The organism is Glutamicibacter sp. AOP5-A2-18, assembly GCF_052446055.1.
Lineage (GTDB): Bacteria > Actinomycetota > Actinomycetes > Actinomycetales > Micrococcaceae > Glutamicibacter.
In genome coordinates this window covers 2,997,246-3,013,426 of sequence record NZ_JBQSVW010000001.1, presented here as the reverse complement: position 1 = coordinate 3,013,426, position 16,181 = coordinate 2,997,246, and the positions used below count along the sequence as shown (strand labels likewise).

Sequence of the window (16,181 nt, the reverse complement as noted above, 5' to 3'; positions counted from 1 at the left end):
GCTGACCGGCTAAAATAGATCCGATGCCAATTAACCCAGCTCCGCGTGCGTACCAGATCGTGCTTCAAGCAATTGAGGAAGATCTGCTGACCGAGAGGCTGTCCGTTGGGGACCAGCTTCCCGGTGAACGTGCGCTCGCGGAGCAACATGGGATCTCTCGCGCCTCGGTGCGAGATGCCATTCGCATCCTTGATGTGATGGGCATCATCAAGACCTCCACGGGCTCCGGACCCAACTCCGGGGCAGTGATTATCTCCAACCCTTCGGCCGGGATCTCCCAGGCCTTGCGCCTGCATCTGGCGGCCAAGGGGATCAACGTTCGCGAGATCGTCGAATCGCGCATTCTGCTGGAAACCTGGGCCGCGCAGATGAACCCCCGCGACCCGATCCATGCGCAACAGGTCATTGACCGCACCGCGGTGCTGATCATGCGCATGGATGACTCGCAGCTGTCCCGCGAATCCTTCCACCGCATTGATGCCGAGTTCCACGTGCTGTTGGCGTCCATGGCCGGCAACGCGGTAGTGGAGTCCATGATGGAATCGCTGCGCAATTCGATCAGTGACTATGTTTCTGCGTCGATTCCCGACGACGAATCATGGCAACCGGTGGTGAAGGTCTTACGCCGCCAACACAAGGCCATCCATCATGCCTTCGCTACTGGACAGCGCGAGCGCGCAGCCCAGCTGCTCGAAGAACACATCACCTGGTTCTACTCGCAGACCCGGTAGAAGCGGCCGGTGCGAAGGCACATTGGTGGTCGGGTCGTAGCTCTTCGTAGGTGGGATTGTCTCTTTACACTTAATTCTGGCGGTTCAAACCACGCGCTCGGGGCGGTGACTTCGCAGAGGATCTCTGCCCTGGTTGAGGTCACGTGTTGACCAATAGCCGTTAGACCTGGAGTGTCGAGGCCGGTGAAAGTGGTCAGATCCGCTGGGGAATAGATCGAATGGTGCACAGTCGAGGTCTTTCAACGATGGATAATGTGGTAACTTTCATTCGTCTTGAAGGCCTCGACTTTTTGTTACTTTAGGACAAGCCCGTAATCTGTCGTGCGGGTTTAGGTGTTTGCACTCTGGATCCGGAGGAACCCCTTTAGCTCTAGTACTTAGCCTGAGCGCGTGCTCTTGTTTATTCGTGGTTTTTAGAAGATTCCATAGAATAGGGACCCAATGTGTGCTTGAAGATCTTAGGGTGGGCTTCCGTATAGACCTCGGCCAAGTCCCTCAACGTCCGATCGAGCTCTAACGGGCCATCTAATTTGCCAGAGTAGAAGTCGCGGAACAGTCGATTCTTAGAAGTCGTGAGCATCCGATAGATGACAATGTCCCCAGATGTTTTATTACTGCATACATTGGCAGCGTAGGCAGCGTCAAGAAGGCAATCATCAAAGGCCGCCAGTCCCTCTGGAAAATGCGGGTACTCCCAGAGCATGGCGAACTTTTGTTCGGACGCCCTCATGCGACCGGCTATCTCTCTCACAGCGTCCGGCCCTTCTAACACTCTTGAATCAAGATCGGAATATACCCCGAGCAATTCAAACAGTGATTCCAGTTGAATCGTGCGTTCATAGCGAAACGCATTTTCGGAGACTTCGTGCTGTGCAACGCTTAGCTGTTGGCGCGAAGTGTCCCAGGCCTTCCACGCGAATATTGCCATGACAACCGTTACAAGCACGCCGAAACAGGTGCCGACAGCAGACCAAATGTCCGCCCCATTTGTAGCGTTGGTGCTGCAGTAGAGCACACCTTCTTTGAGCGCGTCAGGTGTGGGTATTGCGCATTTGAATTGTTCAGCGAGTGTCATGTTCACATGCTATGTGATTGGTTTCGGAACAACCTCACCAGAAGTTTTCTGCACCGCACACAACATTAAGAAAACGCCGTATGCGTAATGGCGCCCACACTGTAGTTTTTTGAGTCACTCAGCGTTGATTCCTCGAATTTGTTTAAAACGTTCGAAAGCTTCAGGATTCTTTGCCAAGTCGCTGGCGATCTTGTCCATTTCAAACCGTTTCATGGTCACAGCTTCGGATTGTTTCAGAGGCTTGGAAATCAGGTTGGCAACTAGATCAGTTAGTGGTTCACCAACTGCTCTCCGGAAATTGAACCCCAAGAGTTGTAAAATGTTGATGGTTTGCACCGACAAAATTGGTTTGATCTTGTCGATCATGGCTTGCGTTTCTTCGCTGTCTCCGCTCTCAGGAACGAGCTCTTCAATAAGTGGCACAACACTGTTGACTATGTAGTGCACATCGCCTGCGCTCAACTCCTGAGAAGTGAGTTCTTGCCTGTAGGATTGCGCGATTCGGAGTAGTTCTGCTTTTTCATCTACGAGCTCGCTGATCAGCTCTTCAAGACCAGCAATGATTTGGTCTTGTTTCTTGCCACTTCTCAGCGCCTTGATCTTATCTGTAACCGCGGTTGCACCGTTGGTTGCGCCGATTCGTGCGAGTTGGGCTCCCAACGCAATTGCTTCTGGCGCTAAATTTTCCATCAATTCGCCTCATCCTAATAAGTAATGTCTAGTACGCGTTGTCCTATCAATGTACACAGAACGTGAAAAACCGCCATCAAGCGTCATAATCCTGTGACTTCTCCGATGATGGCGGAACCCAACCAAGACCGGAAGCTGGATGCATCCGTTGAACACATTGGCGTTTGCAATGCGAACTAGGCGACCTGACGTTGAGCCATCGCTTCCATCTGCTCGATAACGAGCTTGATGGCTTCGGGCTGCTTGTCTGGCGGGTAACCGTTCAAGATCAGTAGCCGTTTCACGGACGAGCGCAGTTTGGCGCGGACGTCCTCGCGGACGGTCCAGTCGGTGCGTACATCTCGACGCATGACTTGAACCAGTTGGCGGGCAATGGTGGCCAGCATATCTTCGCCTTGTTCCAAAAGTGCAGATTCATTCAGTGCAACTGCGTCGTAGAATGCCAGCTCGTCCTGGTCCATGGGTGGCGAGAACTTTTGACCGCGGTTGGATTCCTCGGCTACTTCCTTTGCCAGTTCCACCAACTCGGCAATGACTTCTGCCGAGGTCAACTGCTGGTTGGTGTATTTGGTCATCAACTCTGTGATTCGTTCAGAGAACGCCCGCTGGCGGATGACGTTATTGCGAGTGGACTTCGCGGATTCTTCGGCCACTAACTTGCGCAACGCTTCAATGGCCAGCTGTGGGTTTCGTGACTTTTGCGTCTTAGCAATGAATTCCGGAGTGAGGTCACTAAGAGACGGCTTGGGCATGCCCGCGGCCTCGTAGATATCAAGAACCTTGCCGGTAGCGTCAGTTGCCGTAGCAATAATTTGGGCGAGTTGTCGTTGGATATCCTCTGGAACAGGCAGCCCACGTGCTTGACGGTCTTGGGCATCAAACTTGCCCATCCACACACGGATTTCCTCATAAACCTGGATCTCGGGACGGAGCTCTTCCAACTTGCCTGAGCCCGTGCAAAGAGCCCATGCTCGTGCCAGCTGGCCAGCGGTAGTGCGGTACTGAACCGCAAGAGGTTGAGCGCCTTCGGCAGCTCCAGAATTTCCTGCAGTGGCAGGATCACGCAAGTAGTTGACCGCACCGGTGACAGCATTCAAGAAGGACTTCGGCCCAGGCTTGCTGAGCGCTGCTTTCCAATCGTGCCCGGCGAGCAGTACACGAAGTTGGTTGACCAGCTCAACTGCCAGAGCGATAGCTTCATCAATATTCTTGCCAACTGGTTGGTTTTTGCGGTCATCTGCCGTGTATTCAGCCAACGCGTTGGCGAGGTTTTCGGCAAGCGGAGCGTATGCAACAAGTAAACCGTCACTCTTTCCGCGGAAGGTGCGGTTGACGCGGGCAAGCGTCTGCATGAGCAAGGCGCCTTTGAGCGGGCGGTCCAAGTACAAAGTATGCAGGGGAGGAGCGTCGAAGCCGGTAAGCATCATGTCCTTGACGATGACCAATTCCAGTTCATCCTCAGGATTCTTGAGGCGTTCCTTGATGACGTTATTCGCCGAGTCGCGGCGAACGTGGTCGGATACTGGGGGTACGTCTGAAGCAGTACCGGAGTACACCACTTTGATCTTGCCCTTGTCCATTTCATCCGAGTGCCAGTCGGGGCGTAGGGCGGTGATGGCCGAGTAGAGATTCGCGCAGATTTCGCGCGTGCCTCCCACGATCATGGCCTTGCCGGAGGTCGGGGCGCCAGAGACGTCAGCGATGAACGGAGCCATGGTGTCCCGGCGCTGTTCCCAGTGCGAGACTAGGTCCCTGGCTAGTGCAGCCAGCCGCTCGGGCGCGCCGTAGACCGCATTGACCACCGCCACTGACTGTTCAATGCGTGTACGCTCAATGTCGTCTAGACCCAATGTTGCGCGGTCAGCATCAGCATCCAGATCTTCCAAAGTGCGGCCGTCCGCCAACTGAACCTTAATCAGGCGAGGCTCAAAGTAAACAGGTACGGTTGCGCCATCATCTACTGCACGCGAGAGATCATAAATATCGATGTAGTCACCGAAAACATCACGGGTGTTACGGTCTTCAAACGAGATCGGGGTACCAGTGAATGCGATCAGAGTTGCGTTGGGCAAGGCATCGCGCAAGTGGCGGGCGTAGCCATCTAAGTCGTCGTAATGGCTACGGTGTGCCTCATCTACGATGACGATAATATTTTTCCGGTCGCTGAGCAGTGGGTGTTCAGTACCAGCGTCCTTCTCGTCCTTGGTGCGCCCGAACTTCTGTAAAGTCGTGAAGTAGATGCCACCGGTGACCCGTCCTGAGAGTTCGGAACGCAGCTCGGTACGGCGACGAATCTGTTTGGGGGTGTCGGGCAACAGCTGGGAACGGGCAAAGCCTGAGTAGAGCTGACCATCGAGTTCGTTGCGGTCAGTGATCAATACGACCGTGGGGTTCTTCAACGCAGGGTGGCGCATGACTGAAGCGGTGTAGAGTTCCATTTCCATTGACTTGCCTGAGCCTTGGGTGTGCCAGACAACGCCGGCTTTTCCATTGGTGCGCACAGCGTCAATGGTGGATCCAACAGCCTTGGTGACAGCAAAATACTGGTGGGGCTTGGCAATACGTTTTAGCAGTCCTTCGGCTCCGGAATCGAAGGCGGTGAAGGAACGCATCAGCTGAAGGAATCGTGTTGGGTTGTACAACCCGTCAATCGCAGTCTCGATGGGCAGAACCGCATCGCCATCGATAACCAGGTCAGCCGGGACTGGGACGCCGTCATCATCGACATTCCACGGTGAGAAGTGGTTCAGCGGCGTGAACGGGGTGCCGTACTTGGCATCCAGGCCGTCGGAGGCGAAAGTGAAAACGCAGAAACGGAAAGCCAGCGGGAATTCGCGCAAGTAGGTTTGTAGTTGGGCATGGGCGGCAGCGACGTCCGCGTTTTTGGCCCCTGCGCGCTTGAGCTCCATGATGCTCACCGGCATGCCATTGCAGTACAAGACGACATCGAAGCGGCGCTTGTAGTCGCCCTGGACCAGGGTGACCTGGCTGACGGCCAACCAATCATTGTCCGTCTCTTCGGCACCGATCAGGCGCAGCGTGGGATTCTGCTCGGTTCCGTCCGGGTCAAGATAGGTTAGACGGTAGCCGTCCACGAACATCTTGTGCATGCGGTAGTTCTCGGTGATTGCATCCTGGGATGCAGGAGCTGCGATTTCCGCGCAGGCCTGCTGCAGGTACTGCTCCGGGATACCGGGATTCAGGCGGCGCAGCGCGGCGAGCAGACGCGGACGGATCAATAGCTCGTCCCATGATTCGCGTTCGCCGGTGCCCGGCGCGATGTCGTGGCCGTGGGTGGGCCGCCATCCATCGCCGAGCCATTCGAGGACGAGTCCTTCGAGGTCCGCCTCGGAGAAGCTGGTGTGAGTCGTCATTGAGCTAGATCCTTAATCACTAAGCGAACAATCAATTTGGTTACTGTTTTGGGGAGTTTTCATGAGGAACCGTTACCTTCGCCGCTACCGGTAGCAGCAAATTCCGTTTCCAATTCATCGATACTCGGCAGACTGCGGGAGTCCTCTTTTGGAAGTTATTCCTTAGACGCAGTCGCCCACTTGGTAATGCAGGATGGGGAGTAGAGACCGCGCTCAGCGCACATTCGGTAACCACAGAGTTCTTGAGCTTGTACAACGGTAGGCCAGTTCATACCGTTTCCTCTCTGCTGTGGAACTACCTTTGGCTACAATCTCTCAGGTGCGCGTGATCAATTGGAGGCCGGTTACACAACAGACTCAACAATTGCTTCGGCATCCTTGACGCGGAGCTTGCCCGACATGAGTTGGGGGAGCAACATGTCACGTATGACCGCAAGATGCCGGTTTTCAAGTTCAATGCTGTGCTGCATCTTGCGCAGTGGATCAGCAGTTGTTTCGAACGAATCCCTAGCCACACTCTCCGGCCAACTGATTGGCGCTTCCTCGAATCGACTCGATCGAACGGCTGGATATGCGCTGCCCTCGGCAACGTTTTCGAGGTATGCGGAGAATTCACGAGTTTTAGTTGACTCGTATAAGTAGGCGTAGCCGATACTGTGAGGACGTAGCACGGCGAGTCCCGTCGAGCCAACGAGCAGTTGATCTGAGGAGAGATTCAGTGCATGGGATCTACGATTGGGACGAACCGTGGACCACAATGTATCGCCGCTTTTTACCTGTCTCCTCGCACGAGAAGGGGCGTCGTCCCAGCTGGAGACCTCCGGAAATTCGTAAGACCCTTGTGCGACAGACGAAATGTCAATATACCGAAGAGACCCACCGGCAAGGGGTTTGCAAGAATCAGGATTTACAGATGCGATCTCGCCGAGTCTGATAGTTGGAGAGCTTCGCGTTATACGTGCAAAGGAGGCGGCCAGAAACTGGTCGATTGTTTGTGAAAGGTTTGTGTTGACAACGATCTTGTCATCGAGCGCGCCTAGCACTTCAGCGATGGCTGTCTGGACCGAAAGATCTTCGTGTACTGACAGAAGCAACTTGTGAAAGTCACCCTTCTTGAAGTGCGGAATCATCGTGCCGACATGCATGTTTTCGATTTTTCGCCGAGTTTCTGACGCTGACATCAAATAGTACAAGTACCGGTTATTGGCGATTGCTGGATCGGCACGCAGGGCCACCATATCTTGCGCGATGCAAAATGAAACGGGGTCGGGGACAAGCGCAACTCGACCGGGGCTTCCTTTGCAGACGAAAATGATGTCCCCAGATTCTGGATGTCCGCGAAACCAACTACTGTAGGTAGCAGAATCTACATATCTAACGTTTTCGAATACCGGATAGAGTTCATCATCTTTGATGCAGTTAGTTGCAATCAACGGAACGCCAGTATCGGCTGTTGGGCAAGTGCGTCCGCGGTTATCCACTATATGTGAAAGGAGATCTGTCAGCGGGCGTTCTTTAAGCTCAGTCATTAGATTCTCCCTAATTGCACTCGTAGATTTGCGGCCAGCCGCTCTGACTCTTCAAATTGTGTGAATAGCTCAGTCTTCAACCGCGCGATTTTTTCTTCGATGGGTTCGCCATCGTCTTCAGTTTCGGCTGCCCCGACGTAGCGTCCAGGAGTGAGCGCGTATTCGGCGTCTTTGATTTCCGACAATCTTGCCGAGTAACAGAAGCCAGCTTCGTCTGTGTATTCCTTACCTCCAGCTGAGGCGCTTCCACGCCATGCATGGAAGGTGTCAGCGATCTTCGCGATATCGTCATCGCTAAATGCTCGTTCGGCGCGGTCCACCATATAGCCAAGATTGCGGGCATCGATGAAGAGTACCTGTCCCGAACGGTCCATTGAACCCTGTTCGCCAGCGGTCTTGTCCTTCGCTAAGAACCACGTGCAAACAGGAATGCCGGTGGAGCGGAAAAGCTGTGTAGGCAACGCGACCATGCAGGAAACGAGATCCGCCTCAACCAGCTGGGCACGGATATCGTCTTCGCCGCCTGCACTAGAGGACATGGAACCATTGGCCATGACTACACCCGCAGTACCACCTGGAGCCAGCTTGGAAATGATGTGTTGGATCCAGGCATAGTTGGCGTTGTTTGCCGGTGGGACACCATAGCGCCAGCGCGGATCAGACTCGTTGCGTGCCCAGTCCTTGATATTGAATGGAGGGTTGGCCATGACATAGTCAGCCTGCATCTCTGGGTGCACGTCACGGGCAAATGTGTCACCCCAGCGTGGACCGAGATTGGCGTTCAGACCATGGATTGCCAAGTTCATCTTGGCCATGCGCCAAGTGCGCTCGTTCAGTTCCTGACCGTATACAGAGATCGCGGTACGGTCCGCGTTATGCGAGTCCAAGAATTTTTCGGTCTGGACGAACATGCCTCCGGAACCGCAAGCTGGGTCATAGACTCGGCCACTTGTGGGTTCTAGGACCTCTACCAATACGCGCACCACGCCAGCAGGAGTATAGAACTCTCCGCCACGCTTACCTTCGGCGCGAGCAAATTTCTCTAGGAAATATTCATAAACTTCACCGAGCAGATCACGGGCTCGGCCGGAACCTTGGCCGGTAAAGCGCGCGGTATTAAGCAGATCAAGTAATTCGCCCAGACGGCGTTGGTCCACGGAATCACGGTTGAAGATGCGTGGAAGTGTTGCTGCAAGTGGTGGGTTGGAAGCCATGATTGCATCCATGGCAGCATCGATTAGCTCACCAATATTCTTGGGAGCCTCACTGCCAACTGCAGGAAGTCCCTTGGCGTTCTCGGTCAGGTACGTCCAACGTGCGTTTGCAGGGACCCAGAACACGTTCTGGCCGATATACTCATCTACATCGTCTAGCAGCATCGCTACCTGTTCTTCGGTCATGCCGTCTGCGGCAAGTTCAGATTCCAATTGCTCGCGACGCTCGGTAAAAGCATCAGAAACATACTTGAGGAATACGAGGCCGAGAATTACGTCCTTGTATTGTGAAGCATCCATGGAACCACGAAGCTTATCTGCTGCTTTCCACAGAGTATCTTTGAGTTCCTTCATCGTGCTTGGGGCAGCCGCAGCTGCCTCCTTCTTAATACGTGCCACTAGGGACGTCCTTCCTTAAAGCTGTCTGGAACAAGTATCTCAAGTTCGCCGGACAATAGTGCATTGGTTATTTGCTGAGACATGTCGTCTAAAAGTTTTATTCGCTGGGCAGCTATCGTTCGCTCTGTGTCTAGCAGCTGGAAGGCTCGGTCCATGGCTTCAAAAGTATCTGGGTGAACCTGCCTAATTTCCCACTTGTGCCAGTCAGCAGGCTGTTGACTGTTGATGTCTGAGGCAAGGACTGCAGGATGAATCCTTCGGGAGGAGGTGGGTTTGATTCTTAGAATTCGTGCCGGGAAATTTACAACCTTTGATCCTTCTAGATCTACCTGTGCTGCTGGGATTCCGATGGAGGTGAAAATGACATCTCCGGGTTCAGTAATCACTGCCCGTCCGTAAGATTGTGCAAGATCAAAATATGAAATGACGGAGGAGGGGCTCCCAGACACAAGATCGGCGGGGGACCAAACTCCGATACCGTCAGCCCAATCGCTCTGCAGAGATTCCTCGGTGAATCTGGTGCCGGACAAGAGCTGCAACGCTCCTCGTACAATGAGGTCAGAGACCGTGAGCTGCTCGGGCGCGTATTCGGTAGCTTCCTGAGAATTTCGGGGCCGCAGTTCCATCTGAAAGGTTGGGCGCTCGGGGGTAGCCTGGTTGAGCGCAAGGACAGATTGTTCAAACTCAACTTGGTGCTTGGCACGGATCGTTGAGTCTTCACCGATAAACTTACGGCTGAACCGATGGCGTGGAATTAATCCATCTGAGCTTGCGATCAGCTTGCTGGTGCGTCTCCATTGGGCGAACCGGAACGAGTGAGCCCGCAGCCCTTGAACATCCAAAAAGCTTGCCGCTAAATCTGAAACGAAGTCAGCAATGACTCCGTCGTCTAGTGCTAGCTCACTGAGGTCTGCAAGCATGATTCGACGCTCGACGAGTGGGACCTCAGAATTATCTGGGCCAATCACCCATAGGGCCAAGGCGGTGCGAGGCTTGTAGAGGAAATGTCCTTGTGGAAGGCGAGCGGCAGCGAGGATACGTCCCATGCGCAGAATAGAGGCTCGGGTGTTCGTCAGTTCTTTGTCTCGTGACGAATCCACCAAGACGTTTGCTGGAGCAATGATCACTGCACTTTGATTCGGGGCAAGTTCCAAGACGAGGTTATCGATGCCCTGCAGGATCGTTTTAGGATCATCGTCTAGCGCACCCGGAGCAGGGAACTGAGCCAAGCGAGTAGCTTGCAAAGCGTCGACTGGATCTGCTGTGAGTACAAGGGACTCATTAGAAGCGACCAGCATTTTTATTCGACGCTTGGTGAGCCTAGCTTCTACATTCTGGGCGTCGCCTGATTCAGGAAGAAGGATACACAAGGTTTCTGCTTCGGGCAGTCCATGCGTTAGTTCGTGGAGGAGGTCGCTGCCACCAGCGCTGCTTTCTTGGAAGACCATAGCTGTGCTAGCAAGTTCCCGTGCGCAGTGGGCAACGAGCCGGCGCGTTGGTTCAGAGATTGCAGTCTTGCTCAGAGCGTCTTCATTGGCGCGGAACCGATCAGCGAAGAGAGCTTCAAAAGCTGGCAGCGCTCCGTACGAAGCGTCCACCAACTTGTCCACGTAAGGTGCCAAAATCTCCAAGTGATCTCGCACCGATTCGACTTCCGAGTACAAGATCTCGTCCTCTTCATCTACGTTGTCCGCAAGATCAAGGATGTCGTTAGGCGAGAAGCTGGCCAATGGTTGGCCTACCTGTTGCTGTAGTGCCAAAAGTGCTGTCACGACGTGGAAATTCTCGCGGGCCAAAGTTGTGTAAGCCGCCGAGTCTTCTTTGAACTCTGGGTTATTGCCACGTCCAGTTTCTTGAAGCCATTGAACGATTTCAGACGAGGAAAAAAGTTCCTGAGAACCGCTGATTTGCTGTGCTTCTGGAAATGGGAATTGGCTTCCGCGACTTCTGGTGCGCCAGACGGAAACGACCGGCCGCTGCACCTGAGCAAGGCGGGCGATGTCGGGCAGCGAGATAAGTTCCTGCAAGTTCATCGGTATTCCTCCTTGGCGCGAGCGGTCGATATGTTCTGAGCCTATAGGAGTAGTTGGTCTTGGTATATAGATCAGCTGATAACCCCCATTATCAGCAATTTAGTATCCATAATAATCAATTGTCCCTCAGTCTGGTTCTACGACGTAAACAAGCCAATACGCTCCAGAGGATGCCGGGGCCGAGAACGTCTATTTCATCGCTTACTCGCCCAGGAGGCCATCATGGATCAACAGATGCAGGGACCAATTGTCCCGCCGGAGATGCTCAGAAAACGCGCCAAGAAGTCTTGGCTGATGCCGGCGCTTGGCGGCCTAGTAGCCGGCACCGTTCTAGGACTCGTTATTGGAATTTCCGTCCCTAGCGGCGTTGCCGGAAATGCCAAGGCCTTGAGCCAAAAGGTCATCGATCAAGCAGTTGAAAATTGCGGTATCGAGGCTGAGGGTTACACCGTCCTTGATGCAGGTGCTGCCATTGAGCTTGATACCAAGGGTGAGGACTTATTGGATGGTGGAACCACGGATTGGACCGCCTCTAGCTGCATGCTGACCGAACTTGGCGTACCTGAGTCAACGCAACAGAAGATCAGTCGCACCCGAGCTTTGGACGGTACGCAAACCGACTCGTGGGGTTCATTGCAAGCCACTTGGACTTACCACCCAGACAACGGTTCCAGCGTCTTGATTGAAGAAGGTGATCAGTAATGAGCGAAGCAACACCGATGCAGTCACAGCCTGAAATCTCCCCTGTGAAAGCCAAGAATAAGAAGAAGCGTTGGGCGCTCATCCTCACCTCAGTACTAGTGGTCGGTTCCCTGATTGGTGGAGTCTTCTGGGGAATGAACATCTTGGATCCCAAGAAATCTGACGAGTATCTGGCATTAGCCGAGACAGTGTCAACAGTAACCGAGCAACGCGACAAGGCTCAGGCTGACTATGCGGATCTTGATTCAGGGATCAGTGAACGCGAAGACGCTGCGGACGAAAAAGACACCGCGTTGAACGAACGCGCGACGGAGCTAGACGAACGTGAAGAAGAACTGAGCGACGCAGAAGCTGAAGTTGCCGAGCGAGAAAAGGCTGTCGGCAAGATCGAAGCTGAACAGCTAGAAAACTCCGTCGAAAGCGGAGTTTGGACGGTTGGAACCGACATCAAAGCCGGCACTTACCGGACCAAGGAATCTGTCGATAGCGAATGCTATTGGGCGGTGCTGGCGACCGGTACCAACGGCAGCGACATTATCGACAACGGTATTCCTGGAGGCGGGCGTCCCACGGTCTCGCTGAAAAAGGGTCAGGACTTCGAGACTCAGCGCTGCGGAACCTGGGTCAAGCAGTAGAACCCGCAACTCACCAAATTTACCTTTCATCACCCATCTGAGGAGTCATCATGAGCAACATCAATCAGCAACCTGCTCCAATGGAGCAATACCCCGCCCCGTACCTACCACCAAAGTCGTTCCTGACGACGTGGCTTCTGTCCCTCCTTCTGGGCGGACTGGGCATTGACCGTTTTTACCTGGGCAAGATTGGCACCGGAATACTCAAGCTGATCACGCTTGGCGGTTTTGGACTCTGGTCAGTCATTGACCTGATCATCATTCTTTGCGGAGGGATGACCGACAAGTACCGCCGTCCGTTGGTGGGCTACGCACAGCACAAGATGCTGGCGTGGATCATCAGCATTGTTTTGATTGTCCTTGGCGGAATCATGGGAATCACCGGAATTAACGGTGCTGCTTCAGATTCTCCATCTACTAGCTCAGCTCCAACTGTGGTTGACCAGCCTGCCGCTAGTTCAACCACAGCTGCTGAAGAGTCTGCAGAGGAAGAGCCAGCCGCCGAGGTGGAGCCAGCGGACGCGACCTGGCAGGAAGTAATCACCATTGACGGTAAGTCCGATAAGTCCAGCCAGGTCTTTGAGCTCACCGGAAACGAAGCGCGAATGACCTACAGCTTCAAGGGTGGCGAAGACATGTCTTTGGGTTCCATCTACCTCCTGGATGAAGGAACCGATCTGATGAAGGACGGTGGACTTCCTGAAGCTATGATCGATGGCCCGATCAGTGAAGAATCTGCACTTCACAAGTCTGCAGGAAAGTACTACCTAGATGTGAACGCTGCAAACTTTGATGGCTGGAGCGTCACCATCGAAGAAAAGCGCTAACAAAGATTTCGTGTCCATTAGTCGGGGACTAGTGGACACGAAAACATGCTCGGACAGGATCTCCTTGGGGAGAGATCCTGTCCGGGTTTAAAACACAGACTGTAGCCCACACAAGTCTTGGACTCTTGCGGGCTCCGGTCTGTTCGCGTCTGACAGATTGGGTGAAATTCGGCAGTCAGTTCACGTGAACTATCGACCGAGCCAACCAGCGACCCACTCGAAAGTGAACATTCAGCACCGGAATATTTACTGGTCCTATCGACTGTTTCCCAATGTGAAAAGGGCTTGGTCTACCTGCCGAGCAGTCCACTTTTCATCATGTTCTGCAGCGACAGCTATCAATTTCTGCAATACATCCATGTACCTCGAATATCGGCCACTCTTGTTTGACAGTTCTATGCCGAGCAACGTCAGTCCATGATGTGCGCGACGATCATAAATAGCCATTCGAGTTGGTGCAGCAGCGACAATGACCGATGAAGCCAGAGCATCTCCTGACTTGAATCCAGGGATGGAACCGATTGCGCTTCGCGCTTGCCTAGCTGCATCGGGAACACTAAGCGCCTCGTTATTAGCAAACCTGAACACGTTTTCCGTGGCCCCGCGCACTTCTAGATCAGGAGTGTTCAGCAACGCTTTTGCCCAGCGGGTGTTTGCCTGGAGTCGCTTCCACAACAGGAGAGAGCCAATGTCGGCTTTTCCTAACGAACCAGATGCGACAAAACGTTCCGTGATCTCTAGAAGTACCTCGTCGTAGTGCTCTGACGTGTCAGTGATGTAGTTTCGATAGGAATTAGAGAGATGGAGCCAGAGTTCGTTTTCGTTGGCAGGAGGAAGCGTCAGTGGCGAGTTCATGATTGCATCCTGACAGTAAGAGCTGAAATCGAGTAATTTGAGATCGTCGACGACAACCCGAGGCTGTTTTACCGTGGCACCGTGTTGACCTTCAATGAAGTATAAATCGTACTTTATTGCAACCTGCGTCACATATATCTGATATGTTTTGAGAGAGCGACGGGGCTCCCTTTTGGAGACCACGCCGGGCACAAGCCGGAGTGATGAGTTCCCGTCGGTGCACTATCGACACTTTTTTGCGAGGGAATTCATGAGTCAACTCTTTGACCTGTCCGGACGACTGGCCCTAGTAACCGGGTCTTCGCGTGGCATCGGCCGCGAACTAGCCCGCGCCTTAGCCGACGCCGGCGCCACCATCATCCTGCACGGCCGCGACGAGCAACGTCTAGCTGCAACCACCGCCGAATTCAGCGCGCAGTACGGTGCCGAAAAAATCCATAGCGTCTGCTTTGATGTCACCGATGATGCCGCCGTGCGCGAGAACATCGCAAGCATCGAAAAAGACCTCGGCGCCATCCGCATTTTGGTGAACAACGCCGGAATTCAGCACCGCGTCCCGATGCTGGAGTTAGAACTTGCAGACTGGCAGCGCGTCATTGACACCAACCTGACCAGTGCATTCCTCGTTGGCCGCGAAGTGGCTCGCGGCATGGTGGAGCGTGGCGAAGGCAAGATCATCAACATCTGCTCGGTGCAAACCGATCTAGCCCGACCCACCATTTCTGCGTACACCGCGGCCAAGGGCGGCCTGCGCAACCTCACCCGCGCGATGACCGCAGAATGGGCCGGAGCCGGTTTGCAGATCAACGGCATTGCCCCGGGATACATCCACACCGAGATGACCCAAAACCTGGTGGATGACGAAAAGTTCAACTCGTGGATTCTTGGCCGCACCCCGGCTGCTCGCTGGGGCACCGTCGCAGATTTGGCGGGCCCGGCAGTATGGCTAGCCTCCGACGGGTCGAACTACGTCAACGGCCAGACCATCTTCATCGACGGAGGTATGAGCGTTGTCGTCTAATACCTTGACCAACAGCACCGTGGCCGTGGTGGCTCACGCTGCAGGGGATCTGCGGGTCGAGCAGATCGCCGTGGCAGAACCAGCAGCTGATGAAGCACGTATAGCCATTGCCTTTGGTGGTATCTGCGGGTCAGACCTGCACTACTGGAGCCATGGCGCCGCCGGGGAATCCATCCTTAAAGCACCTATGATTCTGGGCCACGAAATTGTTGGCACGGTCATCCAAGCTGCAGCTGACGGCACCGGTCCACAAGCTGGCACCAACGTGGCCGTTCACCCAGCCACCCCGGGGGAAACCGGCGAGGCCTACCCCAGCGAACGCCCGAACCTTTCCCCAGGCTGCACCTACCTGGGTTCGGCCGCACGCTATCCCCACACCGAGGGTGCCTTTGCTCGTGAAGTGAACCTGCCCGCCCGGATGCTTCGCGCACTGCCTGCAGGACTTTCACTTGAAGATGCAGCACTGGCAGAACCGGCGGCCGTCGCCTGGCACGCGGTGTCTCGCGCTGGAGAAATTAAAGGCAAACGCGCCTTGGTAATTGGCGCGGGTCCGATCGGTGCGCTGGCTATCGCTGTGCTCAAGCGCGGCGGAGCAGCAGAGATCATTGCAGTGGATATGCACGAGAAACCGTTAGAGATCGCCCGGGAACTGGGTGCCACCGCTACCTTGCGCGCCGATGATACCGAGGCGATTGCCAAGGTCGCAGCGGACGTGGTCATTGAAGCCAGCGGTAACTACCGTGGGTTGGCTTCAGCCGTTCGCGGAGCGGTACGCGGCGGTCGAGTAGTAATGGTCGGACTGCTACCCACCGGCGAGCAACCAGCACTGATCTCATTGGCCATCACCCGCGAGCTAGAACTGGTCGGTTCCTTCCGCTTTAACGACGAAATCGACCAGGTGCTTGCAGCTCTGGCTGATGGATCCTTACAGATCTCCGCCGCGGTCACTCACCAGTTCCCGGTGGACCAAGCATTACAAGCTTTTGAAACGGCCAAGGATTCGGCCAGCTCAGGCAAAGTACTGCTGGATTTTCGTAGCGAATAAGCGCAACTAGCAAGATCACGCGCTCGTGGCGGTGGCCCCATAATTATGGGG

13 protein-coding genes and 1 pseudogene are annotated in these 16,181 nt (G+C 54.4%); 6 read left to right on the top strand and 8 right to left on the bottom strand.

Going from position 1 to position 16,181, the window contains the following annotated elements; genetic code table 11:
• Positions 1–23 precede the first annotated feature (23 nt).
• Positions 24–731: a FadR/GntR family transcriptional regulator gene (locus ACT3RW_RS14465; RefSeq protein WP_444614223.1), complete on the top strand. Its 708-nt coding sequence runs from the start codon at positions 24–26 to the stop codon at positions 729–731.
• A gap of 89 nt (positions 732–820) precedes the next feature.
• Here ACT3RW_RS14465 and ACT3RW_RS14460 read toward each other — a convergent pair.
• From ACT3RW_RS14460 to ACT3RW_RS14430, 7 genes and pseudogenes are all read right to left on the bottom strand, one after another.
• Positions 821–958 (bottom strand): annotated as a pseudogene (locus tag ACT3RW_RS14460) (ISL3 family transposase); the annotation flags it as partial.
• A 173-nt stretch (positions 959–1,131) separates the two neighbouring features.
• Entirely contained in the window at positions 1,132–1,806 is a 675-nt protein-coding gene (locus tag ACT3RW_RS14455; RefSeq protein ID WP_444614222.1) for a hypothetical protein, read from the bottom strand.
• Positions 1,807–1,920: 114 nt separating this feature from the next.
• Positions 1,921–2,496, bottom strand: coding sequence for a hypothetical protein (locus ACT3RW_RS14450; protein WP_444614221.1), 576 nt, complete (start codon positions 2,494–2,496; stop codon positions 1,921–1,923).
• A gap of 176 nt (positions 2,497–2,672) precedes the next feature.
• The gene (locus tag ACT3RW_RS14445) at positions 2,673–5,870 is read right to left on the bottom strand and encodes a type I restriction endonuclease subunit R (RefSeq protein WP_444614220.1); all 3,198 of its coding nucleotides are present in this window, start codon (positions 5,868–5,870) and stop codon (positions 2,673–2,675) included.
• 344 nt (positions 5,871–6,214) lie between these two features.
• Positions 6,215–7,399 (bottom strand): restriction endonuclease subunit S, encoded by a 1,185-nt coding sequence (locus tag ACT3RW_RS14440; protein ID WP_444614219.1) that lies wholly within the window; start codon positions 7,397–7,399, stop codon positions 6,215–6,217.
• A complete protein-coding gene (locus ACT3RW_RS14435) occupies positions 7,399–8,967 on the bottom strand; it encodes a class I SAM-dependent DNA methyltransferase (protein WP_444614654.1) in 1,569 nt (522 codons plus the stop codon). The genes ACT3RW_RS14440 and ACT3RW_RS14435 overlap by 1 nt, the downstream gene beginning before the upstream one ends.
• Before the next feature lie 44 nt (positions 8,968–9,011).
• Positions 9,012–11,045 (bottom strand): helix-turn-helix transcriptional regulator, encoded by a 2,034-nt coding sequence (locus ACT3RW_RS14430; RefSeq protein WP_444614218.1) that lies wholly within the window; start codon positions 11,043–11,045, stop codon positions 9,012–9,014.
• Between the two features lie 222 nt (positions 11,046–11,267).
• Here ACT3RW_RS14430 and ACT3RW_RS14425 point away from each other — a divergent pair, with 222 nt between their 5' ends.
• From ACT3RW_RS14425 to ACT3RW_RS14415, 3 genes are read left to right on the top strand one after another with little or no spacing between them, the layout of a single operon-like run.
• A complete protein-coding gene (locus ACT3RW_RS14425) occupies positions 11,268–11,747 on the top strand; it encodes a hypothetical protein (RefSeq protein ID WP_444614217.1) in 480 nt (159 codons plus the stop codon).
• Positions 11,747–12,382 carry a hypothetical protein gene (locus tag ACT3RW_RS14420; protein WP_444614216.1) on the top strand — a complete coding sequence of 212 codons (636 nt, stop codon included), beginning with the start codon at positions 11,747–11,749 and terminating at the stop codon, positions 12,380–12,382. The genes ACT3RW_RS14425 and ACT3RW_RS14420 overlap by 1 nt, the downstream gene beginning before the upstream one ends.
• Positions 12,383–12,432: 50 nt before the next feature.
• A complete protein-coding gene (locus tag ACT3RW_RS14415; RefSeq protein ID WP_444614215.1) occupies positions 12,433–13,209 on the top strand; it encodes a TM2 domain-containing protein in 777 nt (258 codons plus the stop codon).
• A 255-nt stretch (positions 13,210–13,464) separates the two neighbouring features.
• Here ACT3RW_RS14415 and ACT3RW_RS14410 read toward each other — a convergent pair whose 3' ends face one another.
• Positions 13,465–14,196 (bottom strand): hypothetical protein, encoded by a 732-nt coding sequence (locus ACT3RW_RS14410; RefSeq protein WP_444614214.1) that lies wholly within the window; start codon positions 14,194–14,196, stop codon positions 13,465–13,467.
• 118 nt (positions 14,197–14,314) lie between these two features.
• Here ACT3RW_RS14410 and ACT3RW_RS14405 point away from each other — a divergent pair, with 118 nt between their 5' ends.
• The gene (locus ACT3RW_RS14405; RefSeq protein WP_444614213.1) at positions 14,315–15,085 is read left to right on the top strand and encodes an SDR family oxidoreductase; all 771 of its coding nucleotides are present in this window, start codon (positions 14,315–14,317) and stop codon (positions 15,083–15,085) included.
• Positions 15,075–16,130: an L-idonate 5-dehydrogenase gene (locus ACT3RW_RS14400; protein ID WP_444614212.1), complete on the top strand. Its 1,056-nt coding sequence runs from the start codon at positions 15,075–15,077 to the stop codon at positions 16,128–16,130. The genes ACT3RW_RS14405 and ACT3RW_RS14400 overlap by 11 nt, the downstream gene beginning before the upstream one ends.
• Positions 16,131–16,181 lie beyond the last annotated feature (51 nt).